The sequence below is a fragment of the Shewanella sp. 125m-1 genome (genome assembly GCF_052977065.1).
In genome coordinates this window covers 1-21,817 of the sequence record NZ_JBRILT010000044.1, presented here as the reverse complement: position 1 = coordinate 21,817, position 21,817 = coordinate 1, and the positions used below count along the sequence as shown (strand labels likewise).

Annotated in this window: 11 protein-coding genes; 9 read left to right on the top strand and 2 right to left on the bottom strand. The window is 44.4% G+C overall.

The annotated features are described in order from the left end of the window. Positions 1–172: 172 nt before the first annotated feature. Both feoB and ACVBIK_RS16555 read right to left on the bottom strand, forming a co-directional pair. Entirely contained in the window at positions 173–2,467 is a 2,295-nt protein-coding gene (gene feoB, locus ACVBIK_RS16560; RefSeq protein ID WP_447170124.1) for a Fe(2+) transporter permease subunit FeoB, read from the bottom strand. Further along, the gene (locus ACVBIK_RS16555; protein ID WP_012155917.1) at positions 2,460–2,699 is read right to left on the bottom strand and encodes a FeoA family protein; all 240 of its coding nucleotides are present in this window, start codon (positions 2,697–2,699) and stop codon (positions 2,460–2,462) included. Before ACVBIK_RS16555 ends, feoB begins: the two co-directional genes overlap by 8 nt. A gap of 446 nt (positions 2,700–3,145) precedes the next feature. Here ACVBIK_RS16555 and ACVBIK_RS16550 point away from each other — a divergent pair, with 446 nt between their 5' ends. From ACVBIK_RS16550 to ACVBIK_RS16510, 9 genes are all read left to right on the top strand, one after another. Then, positions 3,146–4,105 (top strand): DmsE family decaheme c-type cytochrome, encoded by a 960-nt coding sequence (locus ACVBIK_RS16550; RefSeq protein ID WP_447161584.1) that lies wholly within the window; start codon positions 3,146–3,148, stop codon positions 4,103–4,105. Between the two features lie 15 nt (positions 4,106–4,120). Beyond that, a complete protein-coding gene (locus ACVBIK_RS16545) occupies positions 4,121–6,241 on the top strand; it encodes an MtrB/PioB family decaheme-associated outer membrane protein (protein WP_447170123.1) in 2,121 nt (706 codons plus the stop codon). 34 nt (positions 6,242–6,275) lie between these two features. Then, positions 6,276–8,204 carry an OmcA/MtrC family decaheme c-type cytochrome gene (locus ACVBIK_RS16540; protein WP_447161582.1) on the top strand — a complete coding sequence of 643 codons (1,929 nt, stop codon included), beginning with the start codon at positions 6,276–6,278 and terminating at the stop codon, positions 8,202–8,204. A gap of 82 nt (positions 8,205–8,286) precedes the next feature. Continuing rightward, on the top strand, positions 8,287–10,446 hold the full coding sequence (locus ACVBIK_RS16535; RefSeq protein ID WP_447170122.1) for an OmcA/MtrC family decaheme c-type cytochrome: 2,160 nt from the start codon (positions 8,287–8,289) through the stop codon (positions 10,444–10,446). 527 nt (positions 10,447–10,973) lie between these two features. Further along, positions 10,974–13,310: an OmcA/MtrC family decaheme c-type cytochrome gene (locus tag ACVBIK_RS16530; protein ID WP_447170121.1), complete on the top strand. Its 2,337-nt coding sequence runs from the start codon at positions 10,974–10,976 to the stop codon at positions 13,308–13,310. A 452-nt stretch (positions 13,311–13,762) separates the two neighbouring features. Then, positions 13,763–16,048 carry an OmcA/MtrC family decaheme c-type cytochrome gene (locus ACVBIK_RS16525; RefSeq protein WP_447170120.1) on the top strand — a complete coding sequence of 762 codons (2,286 nt, stop codon included), beginning with the start codon at positions 13,763–13,765 and terminating at the stop codon, positions 16,046–16,048. 375 nt (positions 16,049–16,423) lie between these two features. Further along, the gene (locus ACVBIK_RS16520; protein ID WP_447170119.1) at positions 16,424–18,454 is read left to right on the top strand and encodes an OmcA/MtrC family decaheme c-type cytochrome; all 2,031 of its coding nucleotides are present in this window, start codon (positions 16,424–16,426) and stop codon (positions 18,452–18,454) included. A gap of 127 nt (positions 18,455–18,581) precedes the next feature. Further along, positions 18,582–19,568 carry a DmsE family decaheme c-type cytochrome gene (locus ACVBIK_RS16515; protein WP_447163534.1) on the top strand — a complete coding sequence of 329 codons (987 nt, stop codon included), beginning with the start codon at positions 18,582–18,584 and terminating at the stop codon, positions 19,566–19,568. 13 nt (positions 19,569–19,581) lie between these two features. After that, positions 19,582–21,699, top strand: a complete 2,118-nt coding sequence (locus tag ACVBIK_RS16510) for an MtrB/PioB family decaheme-associated outer membrane protein (RefSeq protein WP_447170118.1) — start codon at positions 19,582–19,584, stop codon at positions 21,697–21,699. Positions 21,700–21,817 lie beyond the last annotated feature (118 nt).

Genomic DNA, 21,817 nt, shown 5'->3' with positions numbered 1-21,817 from the left:
GGAATTCCTCTTTGCGAACGATGATTAAAGACTAAAAATGCATAATCCTACAGATCTTGTAAAGGATCAACGACTGAGGTTTAAAAACCTCTCTAATGGCTATTTTTATAGCGCAAAAAGCAGCGAATCATCGCTGCTTTTTATTATTTGATCACAGTATACGCTATTCGCGTTATTCAGTAATCACTTTAATGCCAGGGATAATGGTCTGTGTTTTCTTACCCTTTTTCTTTAGCCAGAGATAGAAGACAACTAAAGCTATTACGAAAAATCCTATCCATAAGCTTGATTGCAATGGGTGTTGTGCAAACGTTGCGCCTTGATAGAATACGGTAGCAACACCATAAGCTAAAGCAAATGTCCAAAGCCCTGCAAATCTTGCCCAACGGCTACCAAACTCGTTCACCAATGCGCCCATAGCTGCTACGCAAGGTGTATATAACAAGATAAACAATAAGTAAGCAAATGCAGCAGTGACCCCAGCGAAACCAGCCTGCAGTGCGCCAAAGGTCGACGTATCCACTTCAAGCTCTTCAGATGCAGCCTCTACCGATGACACATCCCCCACTGAAATCGATAACGGATCATCAGGGGCAATACCAAATAAATTCTCAGGGATTGTTGCTAGCGCTTCACTAAACGTGTCGCTTATTGGCGCTAAAGCTTCATCACCCGCACCGGCATCTGAATAAAGGCTATTTAGAGTACCTACTACGGCTTCTTTTGCAAAAATCCCCGTAATAATACCTACTGTTGCTGGCCAGTTATCTTGCTCAACGCCCATAGGGGCAAATAACGGGGTTACTTTTTGGCTCACTACACTCAATACTGACTCTGAACTATCTTCATGACCAAATGAGCCATCAGTACCGATTGCATTAACAAAGTTAAGCAGAGTCACTACAATCACAATCGTTTTACCCGCGCCCATGATAAAGCTCTTGGTACGCTTACCCGTTCGCGCCATGACGGTCTTGAACTTTGGTTTCTCGTAGCTAGGTAGCTCCATAACCACTGCGCTGCTAGAACCTGGAAGTAAGGTTGAGCGAAGTAATAATCCAGTACCGATAGCAGCAAAGATACCAATAATATAGAGCAAGAAAACTAAATTCTGACCCGATTCAGGGAAAAAGGCTGCTGCAAATAATGCGTAAACAGGTAGTCTTGCGCCACAAGACATAAATGGCGCCATCATACCAGTAACAATGCGCTCACGCTCACTGCCCAAAGTACGAGTAGCCATAATCGCAGGTACTGAACAACCAAAGCCCACAATCATAGGCACAAATGCACGGCCCGGTAGGCCAATACGGCGCATTAAGCCATCAACTACAAACGCAGCGCGCGCCATATAGCCAGAACCTTCTAATACCGATAACGCTAAGAATAACGCTGCGATCACTGGAATAAAAGTGGCGACCGTTTGAATACCTTGACCCACACCACCAGCAATAATGGTGACCAACCAGGCCGGAGAACCTAGGCTCGTCATAAATGCGCCTAAGTGATCTACAAATAATGCGCCTGCGGTAATATCGAAGAAATCAATAAATGAACTGCCCACGTTAATACTGAACATGAACATTAAATACATAACAAATAAGAAAACCGGAATGCCTGCAACCGGATGCAGCACAATTTTATCTAACTTATCGGTGAATGTTTCACGATTATCGCTATCTACTGAGCCGGTAAATACACGCTCAACGAAATCAAATCGCGTTGTCGCAACCATGATCTCAATGTCTTTCCCTTGGCTAGATAATGCCTGAGAGTATTGCTCTACTTCACTCGCCATTTGACTGTTTTTACACTTACCACAGCCTAATCCATTAGCCAGCATAGCCAGAGCACGACCGCGACTTAATGAGTCATCTTGAGCCAATAAATTGGTCACGCCCGCTTCAATTTCTGCGTCGTAATTAAGCACTAATGGCGCTTCAGAAACCTTACCGTCGAGTAAAGCAACAAATTGAAGCTTTATCTTTTCAATATCTTTTTCTTCACGAGAACACACTGCGACGACAGGGCAACCTAACTCTTCGCTCATTTTAGCGACGTCAATCTTAATACCACGTTCGAGCGCCGCATCAATCTTGTTCAGCACAACGACCAACGGAATGCCTAGCTCACGAAGCTGTACCGTTAGGTATAAATGGCGTTCAATATTAGTAGCATCAACAAGGTTGATAATGCCATCAATAGATTGTTCAGCTAGGTATTGCTGTGCAATCTGCTCATCTAACGAGCAATCACAACTATTACCCGCTGGAAGCAGATCGTAAATACCGGGTAAGTCAGTTAAGAAGACATCGGTGCCTTGCAGTGCAAACTGGCCAGTTTTTTTCTCAACCGTCACACCCGACCAATTACCCACTTGCTGGTTAGAACCCGTTAATGCATTAAACAGTGTGGATTTTCCCGCATTAGGATTACCAACAGTTACGCAGTTAAATTGTTTAGCCATTCGCTTTTTCAACCTCAATAATATCTGCTAAATCGCGACGCATACATAATTTACTGCCACGGATATCTAACTCTACGCCCGAGCCCATCGGCGCTCTGCGGATCAAGGAGAATCGAGTATTTGGGGTGATCCCCATCGAAAGGAGTTTGCGTTTAACTACCGCGGGCAAATCTATCTGGCCCACTTGAGAAATTCTGGCTACATCGCCTGGATTCAATTCACTTAACTTCATTGTGCATTCCACCTATTTACAGGCCTCGACTCTCTTTGAAATTAATGCTGATTCTAAAGCAGACAAAAGAGTAATAACTTTACCTAGATCAACATTTCGGACTGTAAACGATAATAATTTTCAATTGTGTTCTCCATTATGTGACAAATATCTCAACTAATAAATGCCTACGCCGAGATAAATTTTCCTGCCGAACCACCACACTAATTAAGAATGGTTATTATTTAACAAATATCAGTTCATTGATTCAACAAACGGCAAGCGTGATCGGTGTCACACTTATCGACTTAGTTCTATATAAATCAGTCTATCCAGTAAATTAAACACACATTTTTGTTATGGGATTGTAATAAACTCACCCTATAATTAAACATTAGTAATTTACATAATTACTAATTTTAAATTATCAAAAAATAATCGCTTTAAAGGCGAATGGGAATGAGATGATGAACAAGAACACTGGATGGTTCTCTAGCGCCTTGGTGCGTCTGCTGTTAATAACCTTAGTGGCATTAAGTACAAGCGTTTACTCCGCTCCGTGGGACGACCAAGATCCACAAGAAGTAGAAGCTATACTCGACAAAAAGTTTGCTGAAGGGAAATACTCCCCAAAAGGCGCTGACTCCTGCTTGATGTGTCATCGGAAAAATGAAACTGTCATGGCGCTATTTGACGGTGTCCACGGCAGCAGTGTTCAAGGATCACCAATGGCCGATCTTCAATGCGAAGCGTGCCATGGTCCCCAAGGTAAACATAATCGTGGTGGTAAAGAGCCCATGATTACCTTCGGTTCAAATTCTCCCGTCCCAGCTGAAAAGCAAAATAGTGTTTGTCAGAGTTGCCATAACAATGACAACTTCATGGCTTGGCAAGGCAATCATCATGACAATGCCGATGTGAGCTGCGCCGACTGTCACTTAGTCCATACAGGGCAAGACCCAATTGCACAGCGAAGCACGGAAGTGGCTGTGTGTACCAGTTGCCATACTCAGCAAAAAGCAGACATGAATAAACGCTCATCGCATCCATTAAAATGGCAACAAATGGTATGTACAGATTGCCATAACCCTCACGGAAGCTTAGCTGACGCCAATCTAAAGCAGATGAGCGTCAATGAAAATTGTTACTCGTGTCATGCAGAAAAACGTGGACCCAAACTTTGGGAGCACGCCCCGGTTACTGATGACTGTGCGACTTGCCACAATCCTCACGGCAGTGTCAATGAAGCCATGTTAACCACAAAACCTCCCATGCTTTGCCAGCAGTGTCACGCATCGGTAGGTCACACATCGAATGCCGTCTTTGGTGGTCAGCCTAACGCGTTTAACGCTGGGCAAAGCTGTATGAACTGCCATTCACAAGTTCATGGTTCAAATCACCCGTCTGGCAAATTACTGCAGCGCTAACAAGGAGTGGCCGTTATGTTTGGAATAAACAAAAATATCAACACGCCGCAGCAACTATCAATACTAGCGCTGGCCATCAGTGCCAGTATTTCCCCTGTGTTTGCAGACGGCTATGGCTTAAAGAATGTCAATAGAGACCAAGCAAACACCGCTGAGTGGGAGTGCAAACGCTGTAACGTTGAATCTGGCTTTAAAGGCAGCGTCGGCGTAGGTGCTGCTTATAATGATGCGTCAGATATTCACTTTGGCAATACGACCGGTACAGATAAAGATGGTGCAGTAGCTCATCTAGAAGCAGACTTAACTAACAAATCCGAGTCTGGCTACCAAACTTCTTTTGTTGCTGACAAGCTGGGTTACGACACTGGCAGTGCTCGCTTAGAAACTGGACGTCCAGGGCAATATAAGCTGGCATTCGGTTATCGAGGTTTTGCCCTATACGACACAAATTATGCCCTAAGCCCCTATACCAATAGCGGTGACGATCTATTGTTGCCAGCAAACTGGCAAGCGGGCGCAGTTACCTCACAAATGCCTAACTTACTCGAGGATGTCACTGACGTTGAATTAAAAATCCAACGAGAACGTTTTTTGGTCGATGCGCAATACAAAAGCTCATTTTATCAAGCTGACATCAATTACCGACATGATAAGCGAGAAGGAAAACGGACTTTCTCTGGAAACTTTCTCACCAATAGTGCAATGCTCGCACAACCAATCGATGACAGCACTGATGAGCTAGGTGCAAAAATTTACTTTAATGGTAACGGCTGGCTCGTTGGCCTTGACTCAAGCTTTAGTCAATATAAAAACGACCATAACGCTCTCAATTGGCAAAATGCTTTTACGCCTACATTTGGTGCCGCCTACGCAGGCCAAAGTGCTGTTTCACCCGATAATAAAGCCTATCGTATTGGCGCCAATGCGCAACTTGGCGGCAACGGGCATCAAATACTGATGCATTTAGGTGTTGCAAGTTTTACCCAAGACGAAGCTTTCTTGCCTGCGACAATCAATGGACCAAGCCCCGCCTTGCCAACAACCAGCCTCGACGGCAAAGTTGATACCACAGATATGAAGCTCAAATACACAGGTCGTGTCATGCGCGGGCTAAGTATCAGGGCGAGCTACGACTATTCCGATAGAGACAACAAAACGGCACTTAACCCCTACCCTCAAGTCATAACCGACAGTTATTATGCCGGTAACGCAATCAACCCTGAGTACGATAGAACCAAGCAACAAGCAAAGGTAGGTGCAAAATATCGCTTTACTCGGACTATCTATCTTGATGCAGGCTATCAATATGATCATAACGACTATAGTGATTTAGACAGGGACTCATTGCAACAAAACGGACTGTTTGCTCGAGTGAGCTATCAAATTACACCGTCTTGGAGCACCTGGTTAAAAGCTGACTTTAGTGACCGTACAGGTAGTACTTATAAAGCAGTCACTACCACTGGTAGCCCAAGTAACCCATACCTTAGAAAATCCTATTTAGCCGATAGAGAGCGCCAAGAGTACCAGCTGAGTGTGAACTATAGCTCAGAGTCCAACCTCTCTGCGAGTGCAAACCTTAATGTCACCAGTGACGACTACGACGATACATTAGTTGGCTTAACAAAGGTCAATACTCAAGGTTATGACGTCTCTGCTAATTATCTATTAAGCGACGATATCATCATCAATGCCTTCCTCAATCAAGATTGGCGTGATAGCGATCAAGCCGGTAGTAGCAATTTTGGCCTGCCAAATTGGTACGTCAATACAGACGAGGAGTCTACCTTAGTCGGCGCAGGTCTCGACTACCTTCAGCTATTAGATAAGAAGCTCGATTTAGGGGTCGCTTACACCTACTCCGATGGTCAAAGTGATACTGAGATAACCCAAGGTCTCACTTCTCCCTACGGTGACTATTTTGCAAAGAAACATAACATCAATGCCTTTGCCAAGTATCAGCTTGGCGAGCAAATGGCGTTACGTTTTGATTGGATATTTGAAAACTATAAAGATTCTGATTGGCTAAACCAGGGGTTAACGGTCGATTCAATTCCCAACGTCTTAACGTTCGGCGACCTTAGCCACAATTATAGTGCTCACTATGTTGGCCTAACTTTCAGTTACCAACTATAGCCATGTCAATTAAAAGGAATTCAAGGACATCAATATGAAACGAGTCACTCAATCACTACTAGCTAAAAGTATTCCTCTAACGCTAATTGCCATGTTAACGGCTTGCGGTGGCGACGATGGTTCCCCGGGTAACCCAGGAGAACCAGGAGGGCCACCTGCAAGTGAAATTAACAGCCTGGATATCACTGTAAATGAAGTGCTATTCGACTCAGGTGTAGCAACGGTTAACTATCGCATCACCAATGAAAGCGACGAACCGGTAGTGGGTGTTCCCTCTGCTACGTATATTGCCGCTCAGCTATTACCAATGGGCTATACCAATGCCGGTAATGCCAGCCAATGGCAATATATCACGTCGCAATCTTGCCCTGGTTCTAAATGCCTTGGAGAGTTTGTCGACCATAAAAACGGAAAATACAGCTATACCTTTGATTATGTGAGCGATCGCGATAACGGCTTTTCATTCATCCCCGGAGCAACCCAAAGGATGGTTATCAAAGTGGGCGGGGATTCACTGAGTGATGGCACGAGTTTACCTATCACCAACCAATATTTAGACTGGCAAAATCAGGGCAGTGAGCCTGCATATACCCGAGATATTCTCGTCATGCAGAGCTGTAACACCTGTCATGATGATTTGTCATTCCACGGGCCCGCGGGTAAAGGAAGTTATAACGAGATACAAGCTTGTGTCACCTGTCATAACACTGACAGAGTCAGCAATCCTAGTAATGTATTTGCTCCTATGGTCCACACTAAGCACTTAGCTGGATTTCCAGTGTCTCTGGCTGACTGTCAAACCTGTCACGCTCCCGATGAGTCGCTCGCCCAAAACATGAATTGGACTCGCGTACCGACAATGGAAGCTTGCGGTAGCTGCCATACCAATATCGATTTTCCAGCAGGTCAAGGTCATCCAACTCAGGTCGATAATAGCAACTGTGTTGCGTGTCATAACTCAGACTGGACGATGAATGCACATAGCCAAGCGAATACTGACGCAGTGCTTGGGCAGTTTAAGGCCGAAGTGGTCAGCGCTGAGCTCGTTGGCGATGCCGTTAACTTCTCGATAAGACTATCGAACCCAGCAACGAATGAGGTTTATGCAGACAGTGCCGATAAGCTTAACTTTATAAATGATCTACGTGTTTATGCCAACTGGGGCATTAGTGTGGATTATACGACTCGCAGCGCTAAATCGATAAAGCTGCAAGACGCACAGCCTATCTCTGGCAGCAACGGCATTTACCATTACCAAATTGCTGGGCTCACCTTAAGCGCCGATCCAGCAACAGATAAAGGCACACTCGCCCTTCAAGGTAAGTTATGTAGCGATGCAACTATGTTAGCGAGTTGTGATAATACCGACTCAACCACCACGATAAAGTCTAGCCATCAATTCTTTAGCGCCACTACCATTACAGAGGTCGGTCGAAGAGTCATCGTCACCAACCAAACATGTGGCAGTTGTCATGGCGATCAACAGTTGAACTATCACGGCTCTCGCAACGATCTTGAAGGCCAGTGCCAAGTTTGCCATAACCGTAATATGCAAGCTGACGCAGGCTCTGATAATCCTGGTGCATCAACGGCCGATTATAAGCATCTTGCTCATACTCTGCACGCAGGCTCCAGGGAAAGTTACCCTGACATCAACTACCCAGGCAATATTGGCAATTGTGCTCAATGCCATACAACTGATGAAGCCGGCACATTAACAGCCGCCCTGCCTCTAAACACAGCCGTGCAACCTTTGGCCTTTAATAACGGAACCTTTACCAGTGCAACATCTGCCATTTGTAGTGATTGCCATTTAAGTGAAACGGCCAAATCACATATGACTCAACAAGGTGGTGTATTTAATGGTACCGAAGCTGACGCTATGGCGGGCACTGAAAGCTGCGCCACATGTCACGGTCAAGGGGCTGCGTTCGATGTCTTAAAGGTTCACCCAATACAGTAAGCGCAGAGGCCTAGAACTGAGGTTTTAGGCCCTGTTCTTTAAATAAACAGTTTGTGATGTAAAACAATTAGCGACATAAAGAATGGAACGCATAATTATGGATAACAAAATTCGACACTTAAAACTGAGTTTACTTGCACTCACCGCTTCAGCGCTGCTTTTTGGTTGTAGCGATGGTAATGACGGAGCCGACGGAAAAGATGGTGTAGTTGGAGTCAATATCGATTCAGCCACTAGCGTCCAGGCGCAATTTTCAGAAGCGACTGTCACTGATGGTACCGTAACAGTGAACTTCAACCTAGAAAACGCTAACGGCGTAGCTGTGCTGGGTCTAGATAAAGACTATGACTTACGCTTTGGTATTGCACAGCTTGCCAAAGTAACTGAAACCATTGATGAGGTCGAGTACGACAGAGGTTATCAATGGCAGGCTTATATTAATGCACTGAAAGAGCCTGGCACTCCACCTGCTGACACGAGCGACCTAAATCCATCGCCGCAATATCAAGCCAACGTTGAAGCTGCCAAGAACTGTGAAGATTGTCTGGTCGATAATGGTGATGGTAGTTACAGCTACACCTTTCAACAAAATATTGCCAACGTTACTGAACCACTCGCAATCACCTACGGTGAAGATAATACCCATAGAGCAACAATGGAGTTAAAACTTCCCCAAGCAACGGCAAACGCACACTACGATTGGCAACCCTCAACAGGTGCTACGACAGACATTCAAACGCGTAATGTCGTGACAATTGAAACCTGTTATACCTGTCATCAGCCAGAGAGTCTTGAGCTTCACGGTGGCCGACGTATTGCACTAGCCAATTGTGCTAGCTGCCATACATCTACCTCTGGCGACCCAGAAAGTGGTAATAGTGTTGACTTTACCTACATGATCCACGCAATTCATAAAGGCGAAGATAGAGAAACCAGCACACCCGACGGTATGGTACCAGCGCCATACAAAATTGTTGGTTACGGTGGTAGCGTACACGATTACGGTAAAGTTATGTTCCCGCAAAAGCCTGCTGCAAACTGTGCCTCTTGCCACGTTGAAGGCGAAGGCGCACCAGCAAATGCAGACTTGTTTAAAGCTGACTTAAGTAACACAGCTTGTATTAGTTGTCATACAGAGAAGCCATCTCAAAACCATAGCAGTACCAATTGCGTAGCTTGTCATAACTCAACCGACACTTACCCGGGTACAGGTAGTGCAGAAAAACGTCACGGCGATGTATTAAAGGCATACGTTGACGCCAAAGCCATGGGAGTCATGTTCAGTAATGTCGGCCTTGACGGTAATGGTAAACTCACATTTGACGTTCAAATTCAAGATAGCAATGGCGCTGCAATTGGTTCTGAGTTTATCGAAACAGGCACCCGTGTAGTTGTAGCCTGGGACACTAATAAAGACTTCCCTGCTTATGCCACTGCACCATATAGCCAGCGTCGATTCAAGCTATCAGACGGCACCTATGATGCGGCAACGAAAACCTTCACGATTGTGGGTAGCACATTTGATATGCCAGCAGATGCTGATGGAAAGACCTTTCAGCTTTGGTCAGCAATCGAGGTCTGCTTCAATAATGGTGGCTACGGTGTAGCAGAAATCGTTATGACAGAGTGCTCCGACAAAACTCGCTCGGTAGCGGTTAAAGAAGCGCCTTATCAATTTGTGTGGTCCGGCACAGGAGTCGATGACACTATGCAGGCTGCTATGCGCCGCTCGATTATTGACGCCGCAAAATGTCAAAGCTGTCACAACCAGGAAAATTACCATTACAACAATGGGTATAACTGTCAGACCTGTCATACATCAGACAAGACAACTAAAACCGATAGCACTTACCCTGGTGGTAAGAAAGCCACTAGTTATGCATTTAAAGCACACGAAGCTGATGGACATTACCTAAAATATGCTGGTGTCCAATCTGGTACTGTGCTGAAAACTGACTGCTCAACCTGCCACACCTCTGATGGTATTCAATTAGGTCGAGCTAGCGATCGAGTATGGCGCTACGGTGATACAACAACTGGCGCTGATATATGGGTTTCATCTGATGCGGGCGCTTGCCTAAGCTGTCACCAGAAGTACCTAAGTGACTCTGGTGCAAATCATATCGTTGCAAACGGTGGTATTTTAGATGGTATGAGCGCAGATGATGTGAGAACTCGAGCTTCAGAGGCCTGTTCTACCTGTCATAATCCAGCGCAGTTAATGCAGATCCATGGTAACTAATTGTGGATATGATTAACACTCGCTAAAGTAAAACTAAAAAGAGGCTACGGCCTCTTTTTTATAGCCCTCTCACCGCTTCGACAAACATTAAGTTCAACAGCAAGCTGATTGATTTAACATTACCACCAACAAGACTCAACTCAACACAAACATCAAACGCTCACTGAATAACATTCAACCCCTACAATGTAAAAGTTTGGTTAAACCTCAAAGCTCATCCATGGCGGCATGTTTGATTCAAATCAATTTCCTATACAAATTAACCTAATTGCTTAAGCCTAACTTAAGCTTTAACCGCTCAAAATTAACACTGGTTTAAAGCTGGCCTTAGACACGATATAACTATATGTAAATAATGGGTATTAACATAATTTAACACCCTATTGTTCAGCAGATGACTCAGTTCACATTTAATCCCCTCACCTCAAAGTCAGCGACCTCTTTTGAGTAAGATCATGTTGAGGAAGATCCTCATGCTTAAAGAGGTACAAACCTCACAGCAGATATAACCTATGCAGGGAATAAAAATGATGATGAATCGGTATAAACTTACAAGCGCTGTAAAATCAGCCATCGGCATCGGAGCGTTTGCAATTGCTCTGATCGGTTGTGGCAGCGACGGCAAAGATGGCGAAGACGGTAATAATGGCAATATCGGCATCGATATCCAACAAGCGACTAGCCTCAAAGCCAATATCTTACATGCAACAATCACTGAAGGTGTTGTTGCCGTAGACTTTGAACTGCTAACGGCTAATGGCGTTGCGGTATCAGGCTTAGAGTCATTCGATGACATTAACGCCTTAGGCTTTGGTATCGCAAAGCTTGATGCATTGCAAAAACGCGACCGTCCGTTGCCAGGCTTTGACAGCCCTGAGCCGGAAGCGACGCCGATGAAAGGAGAGAAATCATCACAGTGGGTTAGCTATATTAATAGCATCAAAATCCCTGGTAGTATCGCCGATGGTCAAGCGTTACCAGAAGGATGGGATAAACATCAAGGCCCACAAATTCAAGCGAATATTGAAACTAGCTGTAAGACGGCCTGCATCGAAGTACTCGCTCACGGTGAATATCGCTACACATTTTCTAAAGCGCTCAACCAATACGAGCAAATTGAAGGCTTAGATACCGAGTTTAAAAGTGAGTTAACTCACCGCATCACGCTAGAACTAAAGCCGACCAATGTAGTCAGTAACGCAACCTTAATTAACACCCATTACGATTTCATTCCAGCTCTTGATCGCGAAGCCGAAGCGGATGAAACCCGTAACTTGGTAGATCTACAAGAATCATGCATTCGCTGCCACAATGACAACTACGAGCACGCATGGGCACCTAAGCTATCAATGCATGGTGGTAAGCGCATTGAAATCGAGAACTGCGTCGTCTGCCATACCACCTATTCAGGTGATCCAGAAACTGGCGCGACTATCGATATGGGCTCTATGCTGCACCAGATCCACAAAGGTCAATACTTTATGATTGGTTATGGCGGAAAAGCGCACGACTACAGTGAAGTCACCTTCCCAGCAGATGCTAAAGCGTGTCAATCTTGTCATATCGAAGGCGAAAACGCGCCAGCTCAAGCGGAGCAGTTTCACTTCCATAGACAGGAAGCCTGTCTAAGTTGTCACGAAAAATTCGCAGCGCCTGAATGGGATGGTACAGCCCGTGGTCTATTCCACTCTGAGCAGTTCCCACAATACGTTGAACGTGATTGCGCAGCTTGTCATGCCGATGACAGTAACCCTATGGGCGCGGCGAAGTTCCATTTAAGAAGTGAGTTGGAACGCGCAATAGTTAAACAAGACTTTAATTTCGAAGTCACTAATAGCGCAATATCGTTTGATGATGCAACTGACGCAACCTTGTCATTTACCGTCACATTTGATACTGCACTTGAGTCATCGCCTAGCGAGTTGTCGTTCTTTAAAGACCTAAACGTAATTGCAGCAGGCTCGACAGAAACTGATTTCAATAACTATGACAGAAGCCATAAAAATAGAAAGTCGTGGAATGTTGCTTCGTCTGCATTAATTGAAAGTGGCATCGTTTCTGTTAAAACTGAAGATAACAAGTCATACGACTATGCCATCAACAGTATAAATGCTGCTGATTTTGGTACTCAAAACTCAGGTAGCCTATTTGTCGGCGCGCGTTTATGTACGAACCCAGATAGTGAAGAGGTGATAGCCTGTGACGATGAAGGTGTTGTATTCACCACCATCAATGCTGACTCAACAACATTTGGTATAATTCAAGATAGTCGCCGCGTTGTATCTTCCGATAACGCTTGTCAGGGTTGTCATGATAATAGCTTAGACATTACTAAACATCATCCAGCAAAATCTAGCTCGTGTGTAGCATGTCATTCGCCAGAGGCGACCGTATTGAATAATGGATCATTTACTGATGGCTCTTGCGCTTCATGCCACACAGCAGAATTAACCCAACGTCATAATGGCCGTGAGCTTAACAACGGTTTTGACTATAAAGTCTTAATTCATACGCTTCACGCAAACAAGCGTGACTTACGTCAAGGCAGTGAACAGATCACCTTTACCAAGCATTATGGTGATTGTGCTTCTTGCCATGATAAAGGGCAATTAGCAATGAGCGATACCGCAACGTTACCAGCGGTTATGGCAAAGCTTGACGGAGAAAATGTTGAGTACTCTCCAATTGCAGCTGCTTGTGGCTCATGCCACACAAAAGAAAGCTTCGGTGCTCACGTAGAATCTAACGGTGGCGTATTTGGTGCCCCACGTGGTACTTATGACGGCACAGAAAGCTGTGCAACTTGTCACGCTGAAGGTAAATCTTTCGGGGTAGACAAAGTACATCCAACTAACTACAAATAGTCTTTAGCGTCCCCGTGATTAACGGGATAGCAGACTTAACTCCACAGCAAAGCGAGAAGTTTATCTTCTCGCTTTTTTTATGTCTAAGAAGCAATCAACCACGAGCATATTGTCGCCACTATGTATCGGTAGCATAACGAAAAAACATCCAAGCAAAGAGGTGAAAACTTAAGCGCCAACCAACCAACATTTATGCAACAAACGGAGTTCTATTTGCGAGCAATTCTTAAACGATAATTAAATTAGTCCTAAAAACACTCTTTTCTGACTACCTCTAAAGAAATAGTCAGATCTCAATCACATAAAGGGGTTAAAACACCTGCTAATTGCTTCCCGCTTAGTTAGCCTTAGAAATGGAAATAAAATTCCACACATTAATTACGGGTTAAAGAGAGTCATTCTCATACAACTAATGTAATTGGTGATGAATAAAACTATTGCAGGGACAAAAAATGATGAAAAAATTTAATCTAAGCGCTGCTTCAAAAGCATTGCTTACAGCCGGATTGCTATCACTAGCAATGACAGGTTGTAGCGGTGATGATGGTAAGAACGGTGAAGATGGTAAGCCAGGTCCAGTTGGCTCTCCTATTGGTGAAGTATCACAAGTTAAAGCTGATATCACTTCAGCAAGTGTGAGTGAAGATGGCTTCTTAACAGTAAACTTCAATCTAGCTGATGCTAATGGCGCAGCTGTATTTGGTTTACAACAAAACGATATCGGTGCAGTTTCATTTGGCCGCATGGGCAATGAAGACGAAGTTGGCACGACGGATATCGAAGGCCTACCTCGTAACATCTGGCTAAGCTACTTCAATAAAGACAAAAAAGATGGTTTCTACACAGGCTCATCTTATTTCCAAGGTAAAGACTGTCAAGACTGCTTAACCGACAATGGCGACGGCAGCTACACACTAACATTAAACAAAGCGATTGATACGTTAGGTAAATATGCCTACGACGCTAAAGCTATTACAGGTCTTTATTTAGGTGTTAAATCAGCTAACGATGCTGGTTCAACACTCGTTGATAATAGCTTCTTCTATTGGCAGCCAAGTTCTGACACCAAGCAAGACAAGCCAAAAGCAATGATTGCTGATACTACATGTCAGTCTTGTCATCGCCCAGGTCATGCTGGTGAATTGAAAATGCATGGCGACAAGCACATTACTCTTGAGTCTTGTACTTTCTGCCACACAGATTACAACAGTTATCCAAGCAAAGCTGATCCTTCTAAAATAGTAGATGGTTCTATTAAAGCGTTGGCTCACAATATTCATAGCCATTCAGTTTATGATCCAACAGGAATTTATCCACAGTCATCTTCAAATTGCCTGACATGTCACCAGCCAGACGACAAACTGGCACAAGTTCATGAATGGAAAGCTGATTTAGATGCAGCTACTTGTTTAAGCTGCCACAATGCATACTCAGTACCTGAATGGCATTTAGATGATAATAGTCAAATAGCTGAAGACAAGAAAAACTGTGTAAGCTGTCACAGTGCAGAAACCAAAGGCTATCGTGGTGCAGAGCGCGGTCACTATTCAGAAAATGCTAACAACCTTTCAACTGCATATAAAGTCACTTTCGACAAAGTTACTGTTGCTGATGACAAGTCTAACGTTGTTGTCTTGATGTCTGTTAAAGATGGCGATGAGCTAGTGCCTTTATCACAAATTGACCCCCGAGATTATAAATACGGAGGCAAAAATAGTGCCGTCGTTATCAACGGCGTAAAAGGCGATGACTTCCTAATAAACTACAACAAAGTTGGCGTGGCTGCACCAGGGTTCGGTACTCAAAAGCAATATGCAGTGCAACTTGAAAGTGGACAAATTGAAGTCACTATTCCAGCGAGCGATTTTGATTTAGACAAAGTGCTGGTTGAAGAAACTAAAATTGCACTATCAAGCCAGCTGCATGTTTGCTTCAACCCTCAAGGTGTGCGTGCTGAATGTCAAGTTGTTGAATCTAATGGCACTGCAGTCCTCGGTGATATTGCTTGGTTCGGTGGTGAACCAGTGGGTGATTCAATTCAGATAGATCCAAGTCATCCACAAAAAGCTCCTTACTTAGTGTCAGATACCTTCTACTTCGACCAAGAAGGTAAGCCGTTGACAACAGAAACACCTCGCGTTCAACACGTAGAAATGAGTGCTTGTCAGGATTGTCATACTACTGCTATTACTCACCGTTATACTAATGATATTGATGGTTGTGCAAGCTGTCATAATGGAACTCGTGATAGAGGTACAGGCTCGTCAAACTTAGCTTATATCGTTCACGGTAAGCACTACCTAAGCGAAAGTACACATTATGAGGAAGGCTTCTTCAAGAAAACTGACTGTCAAGCTTGTCACGGTGAGACAGGATTCAGTCTGAAAGAAGTCGCGAACAAAGCAACTGCGCCCGTCGCTTTCGGTACTACCGATGGTGAAAGATTATCAGATACAAATGAGCAAACAGTTGTTTCACCGCAAGCTGCTGCCTGTGTTAGTTGCCATACTAAGCCTTATGCTCTTGATGATTCAGCTATTGCACACATGAAGTCGTTTGGTGCTGTAATAGCAGTAACTCAATTTGGCGAAGGTTATGACGCAAAGTTTGCAATCGGTGTCCCTGCCTCTGAATACGACGCAGAAGCTTTGGCTCAAGGTGGAGAAAGCTGCGCTACCTGTCATACCAATGAAAAAATCATTGAAGCCCACAGTAACTGGACTTTTCCACAGTGGTAATTAATAAAGTACTATAGTAAACCTTTGCTGAGAGGCTCTACCTCTCAGCAAACAAAAGGGAGGCATAGCCTCCCTTTTTAATGGGAACAATTATCAACACCCATTAAACACTTTATTACATTTATCACTAACATAAGCTTAATAATTTCAACTTTTAACCTCTCTAGCCTCTCCCCTGCATACCTCTTTAGAAATAGACAGATCTAGGTCACATCTTGGCACCTGTTATGCAGATTTTAGCCCTGCATTACGTTAGCCTTTCCTTGGGGAATCTTATTTCCAGCATTGACTTAAAACGGAAATTAAAAAATTACAGTCGGCCTCACTAAATTGAGCCACACGTTTAAGACAGTGCCAAACCTATGCAGGGAAAAAATGATGAATACTAACAAATCTAAAATAGCGCTGCTTCTAGCAGCTGGTGCTGTCTCTATGGCCCTAACAGGCTGTGGTGGCGACGACGGTAACGACGGTAATCCTGGCAACCCAGGTGGCCCCGCTGCCGATGTAATCAATGTACTTAATCTAAAAGTGACCGATGTCACTTATGCTGATGGTGTTCCGACCATCAATGTGTTTGCGACAAACGAAGAAGACCTACCTGTTGTTGGTCTTAAAGATCTTGAAGTGTACAAAGCAGTGCAACTTGTCCCCCAAATTATGGGGAGCAGTGCACAGTGGCAACCTATCGGCAGCCAAAAAGAATTTGTTGACCAAAAAAATGGTAACTACAGTTTCACAATTCCTGTTGAAGGCTATAACTCAGAGCTGACTCAGCGTTATAACATCGTAGCCAAAGCTTCTACATTACAAGATGGCGTAACAGCCGTGCCACGCACCGAGCTATCGCAAGATTTCTCTGGTGCGGGTTATGCAGCAACTTACACTAAAGATATCGTTGCTACCGAAACCTGTAACACTTGTCATGCTGACGGTGCACCACTTTACACCGGGCTATCATGGCATTCATATACGGATTCAGAAACGTGCGCCAACTGTCATACTCAAGAATTGGCGGATGACAAACAAAGACCAGAACTACTCTTTAGCTACCTTGTTCACAATGTCCATAATTCAGCACAAGGTTATAAGGTTGACAAAGAGACTGGCGAATTCACTCAAGATGCGAAGACCGCTCACTCTCTACTTCAAGACAAGTGTACAACTTGTCACGTTGCGCCAGAAGAAGGCAATACAGAACTAACAGAATGGGGCAACTGGTCAAGCGTTCCAACCATGGAAACCTGTACTAGCTGTCACAGCGATATCGACTTTAAAGCGGGTCAAGGTCACTCTCAGCAAGCTGACAACTCAAACTGTATCGCTTGTCATAACGCCAGTTGGACAGAAGAGCTCCACACCGAAGGTTTTGCTCAAAAGAAAGCCTTCATCGAGCAGTATGGAATGGAAGCGAGTTTAACTGCGGTTAAAACGAACACCGACAGCGACACTACGCTAAGTGTGACCATTACTGATGCTGCAGGAAGTGCGATTGACGCAGCTACTTTTGTTGGCAAAATTAAGCAGCTAGAAGCTATCACTAACGTTGGTCCTAACTACCCAATCATGGGTTACAACAATAACCCTATTAATGATGAGCATAAAGTTCTTATTAACTTAGTTAAAGATGGTGAGTTATCTGTTGCTCCAAAAGTTGAAATTATTGATGGTAAGTTCGTAACGGTAATCAAAGCTCTACCTTACGGTGATGCAAAAACAGATACTGACACCGCGTTCAGTTTAATCGGTCTATCTCTATGTAATGATGGTGAGACAGCAGTTAAGTGTGAAGAAGGTGTATCACATACTAGTATGAAGGCCGCTATGGCTCACGGTACTTTATCTGGTCAAGCGCCAAGCGTACGCCATACCGATTCAGTTAACTTTAAAGCGTGTGAAAGCTGTCATGGCACCGAATGGGAACTTCACGAAAAGTACCATGCTGGTTTTGTGATGACAGAACAGCTTGGCCGTGAAAATGCTGACGGTGAAATGGTTGTTGGTGTTGACGCTTGTGCAACTTGTCATACTCCTGACGGAGTCGGTTATTCTGGAAACTCATTAGCACTAGAGATGAGACTGCATAAGACACATAGCCAAGGTGACTACGCAGTTATCGCAGGCATGAACTGTGATCAATGCCATAGCGACTTCAATCGTGACGCATTCAAGAAGAAAGGTGCTATCGAAACATCTAGTGGTGCATACAGCACACCTATTGCAGCAACCTGTGTGTCTTGTCATAGCTACAACATGGACAGCTTCAAAGCCCACGCAGAAGGCCAAGGCGCGATTGTTAATAACTCTGAAATGACAAAACAACAAATTAGCGATGCAGCTCAGCTAGAAACCTGTTTCTTCTGCCACGCGCCTACTCCAGGCGATCACACTGCGGTAAAGATGTAATTTGCGCAACACTCAATGACTCTCGTTGTTAACGACTTAGTTAACGCTTGAGTCCAAGAGTTTTGAAAAAAGGGGGAGGCCTCTCCCCCACTTTCTCTTCAAAATTGTGCAAGTTTAGGAAGCTATTATGAAGATCACTAAAAAATTAAAAACCCTACTGCCAGCCTTGATGGCGACGGCTGTACTGTCACTTGGTTTTGCTCAGACGGCGACTGCGTCAAAGTGGGATGCTAAGATGACGCCAGATGAAGTTGAAGCCACACTGGATCAGAAATTTGCTGAAGGTAAGTACTCACCAAAAGGTGCTGACTCTTGCCTTATGTGCCACAAAAAATCTGAAAAAGTGATGGACCTATTTAAGGGTGTTCACGGCTCAGTTGATTCAAGCAAGAGCCCTATGGCTGGCCTTCAATGTGAAGCGTGTCACGGCCCAATGGGTAAACATAACCGCGGCGGTAACGAGCCAATGATCGCTTTTGGTCCTGATTCAACACTGAGCGCTGAGAAGCAAAACAGTGTTTGTATGAGCTGTCATAAAGACGACAAGCGTATGGATTGGAATGGTGGACACCACGACAATGCAGACGTTGCTTGTGCTTCTTGTCACTCGGTACATACAGCCAAAGACCCTGTTCTTTCTAAGAACACTGAAATGGAAGTGTGTACTAGCTGTCATACTCAGCAAAAAGCGGACATGAACAAGCGTTCAAGCCATCCAATGAAGTGGGCGCAAATGGTGTGTAGCGATTGTCATAACCCACACGGCACCATGAGTGATTCAGATTTAGTTAAGCCTAATGTTAACGAAACCTGTTATTCATGCCATGCAGAGAAACGCGGCCCAAAACTGTGGGAGCATGCACCCGTTACTGAAGACTGCGTGACATGCCACAACCCACACGGCAGCGTTAACGAAGGCATGCTAAAGACTCGTGCTCCACAGCTTTGTCAACAGTGCCACTCATCGGCACATAGCGGTCAAGCGCTATTTGGCAACACTGAACAAGGTTCAACTGTTGGCGGTAACGCAATGACTGGTGGACGTAGTTGTTTGAACTGTCATAACCAGATCCATGGTTCTAACCATCCATCTGGCCAACTATTCCAGCGCTAACGGAGACGAGAAGATGAAATTCAAATTAAATTTAGTCACGCTCGCTTTGCTTACCAACGCCGGTATGTTTATGTCTGGTGCAGCTATCGCAGCTGATGGTTATGGCATTCAAAATGCGAACACCGAAAAAGTAAAATTCGACAAGTGGGTGTGTAAAAACTGTAAAGTCGAAAAAGGCACTGTAGGTACTGTTGGCGTAGGCGCGGGTTATAGCGACAGCGATGATATTCGCTCCGCGAATGCCTTTGCAACTGAAGGCGGCTTTGTCGGTAAAGTTGACGCCGATGTGAAATACACTGGCGAAAATGGCTACCAAGCCACTATCGAAGCTGACAATTTAGGCATGGAAAATGGTCGTGCCGAGATTAATGTCGGTAAGCAGGGTCAATACAACTTGAACCTAAATTACCGTCAAATCAAAACTTACAAAACCGATGAGGCGATGAGCCCTTATCAAGGTATTGGCGGTGATGATCTAACGCTTCCTGGCGATTGGGTTCATGCCGGTAGCACACAAGACATGACCAGCTTGTCTTCAAGCTTAAACCCACTTGAGCTTTCACTTAAGCGTGAACGTGCTGGCTTAGGCTTTGACTATACGTTTTCAAATGAGCAAGGTGAATCATTATGGAGCACCTACGTTAATTATCAACGTGAAGACAAAACTGGTCTTAAACAAGCATCTGGTAGCTTTTACAACCAGTCAATGATGCTTGCAGAGCCTGTTGATTACACAACAGATACTGTTGAAGCTGGCGTACGCTTCTCTGGAGACAACTGGTTTACTTCGGTTAATTATAACGGCTCTATCTTCAAGAATGAGTATAGTGAACTGTCGTTTGAGAATGCGTTTAGCCCAACCTTTGGCGCGCAAACTACTGGCTACATGTCACTCGATCCTGATAACGAAGCCCATACGGTATCTGTTCTTGGTCAATATGTTGCTGGCCGAACAGTGATGAATGGCCGTTTTTACTTAGGCCAGATGACTCAAGATCAAGACTTCAATACATCGGGTTATGGTTATCAATTGCCAAGTGAATCACTTGACGGTCGAGTCGACACGCGCGGCGCCACCCTAAAAGTGGTTTCTCGTATTAATCGTCAGCTACGTTTAAACGCAAGTTATGATTATAGCGACCGTGATAACAAGACCAATGTTGAAGAGTGGACGCAGATCAGCATCGATTCTACTACGGGTCAAGCGGCTTACAATACGCCATACGACATCACCACTCATAAAGCTAAGCTGGGTGCAGACTACCGTCTTGCTCGCGGCCACAAGCTTGAAGGTGGCTTTGACTACCGTAAGGATGAGCGTAGCTATTCAGATCGTGAAACCACTGATGAAAGTACACTTTGGGCTAAATACCAGCTCAGTGCTTTTGCCAACTGGAACATGTGGATTAAAGGTAGCTACGGTCAACGTGATGGTTCTAAGTATCAAGCGTCTGAGTTGACATCTGATGAGTCAAACGACCTACTGCGCAAGTACAACCTTGCCGATAGAAACCGTACTCAAATCGAAGCACGTGTTACCCATAATCCAACTGATAGCTTAACGCTAGACTTTGGTGCACGTTACGCACTTGATGATTATAACGAAACTCAAATCGGTCTGACTGAATCGAAAGATATGAGTTATGACGCTAGTGTCAGTTATCTAATCAATGATGATATGACTGTAACGGCTTTCTATAACCGTCAGAACATAGATTCAGATCAAGCAGGTAGCACTAACCTAGGTGCACCAAACTGGTATGGTACGGTTGAAGATCAATTCGACATTATCGGTGCAGGCTTTAGCTACAACAACTTGATGGAGCAAAAGCTGCGTCTAGGTGTTGATTACACATACTCAGACTCAAACAGTAACACTCAAGTGACTCAGGGTATTACCGGTGACTATGGTGATTACTACGCTAAAGTGCATAACGTCAATGTTTACGCCTTATACAAAGCAACAGAGAAAATGGATCTGCGCTTAGACTATAAGATGGAAAACTATAAAGACAACGATGCAGCCAATGACATCGCAGTAGATGGCATTTGGAATGTGTTGAGCTTTGGTAATAACAGCCATGACTATAATGCACATTTAATCATGCTAAGCGTGAGTTACCGTTTGTAATTCAAGTAAACCTCGGTACATCAAAAAACCCGCTTAATGCGGTAATGCCGTTCACTTAAGGTGAACGGCATTTTTATTTTTGGCATACCGTTGAGGCCTTGGTTTTACTGTTCTGGGG

What these genes read in the sequence shown, in the direction of transcription:
- ACVBIK_RS16510 (WP_447170118.1), top strand. Translation starts at nt 19,582, where the DNA reads ATGAAATTCAAATTAAATTTAGTCACGCTCGCTTTGCTTACCAACGCC.
- ACVBIK_RS16515 (WP_447163534.1), top strand. Translation starts at nt 18,582, where the DNA reads ATGAAGATCACTAAAAAATTAAAAACCCTACTGCCAGCCTTGATGGCG.
- ACVBIK_RS16535 (WP_447170122.1), top strand. Translation starts at nt 8,287, where the DNA reads ATGGAACGCATAATTATGGATAACAAAATTCGACACTTAAAACTGAGT.
- ACVBIK_RS16525 (WP_447170120.1), top strand. Translation starts at nt 13,763, where the DNA reads ATGATGAAAAAATTTAATCTAAGCGCTGCTTCAAAAGCATTGCTTACA.
- ACVBIK_RS16550 (WP_447161584.1), top strand. Translation starts at nt 3,146, where the DNA reads ATGAACAAGAACACTGGATGGTTCTCTAGCGCCTTGGTGCGTCTGCTG.
- ACVBIK_RS16530 (WP_447170121.1), top strand. Translation starts at nt 10,974, where the DNA reads ATGATGATGAATCGGTATAAACTTACAAGCGCTGTAAAATCAGCCATC.
- ACVBIK_RS16540 (WP_447161582.1), top strand. Translation starts at nt 6,276, where the DNA reads ATGAAACGAGTCACTCAATCACTACTAGCTAAAAGTATTCCTCTAACG.
- ACVBIK_RS16545 (WP_447170123.1), top strand. Translation starts at nt 4,121, where the DNA reads ATGTTTGGAATAAACAAAAATATCAACACGCCGCAGCAACTATCAATA.
- ACVBIK_RS16520 (WP_447170119.1), top strand. Translation starts at nt 16,424, where the DNA reads ATGATGAATACTAACAAATCTAAAATAGCGCTGCTTCTAGCAGCTGGT.
- feoB (WP_447170124.1), bottom strand. Translation starts at nt 2,467, where the DNA reads ATGGCTAAACAATTTAACTGCGTAACTGTTGGTAATCCTAATGCGGGA.
- ACVBIK_RS16555 (WP_012155917.1), bottom strand. Translation starts at nt 2,699, where the DNA reads ATGAAGTTAAGTGAATTGAATCCAGGCGATGTAGCCAGAATTTCTCAA.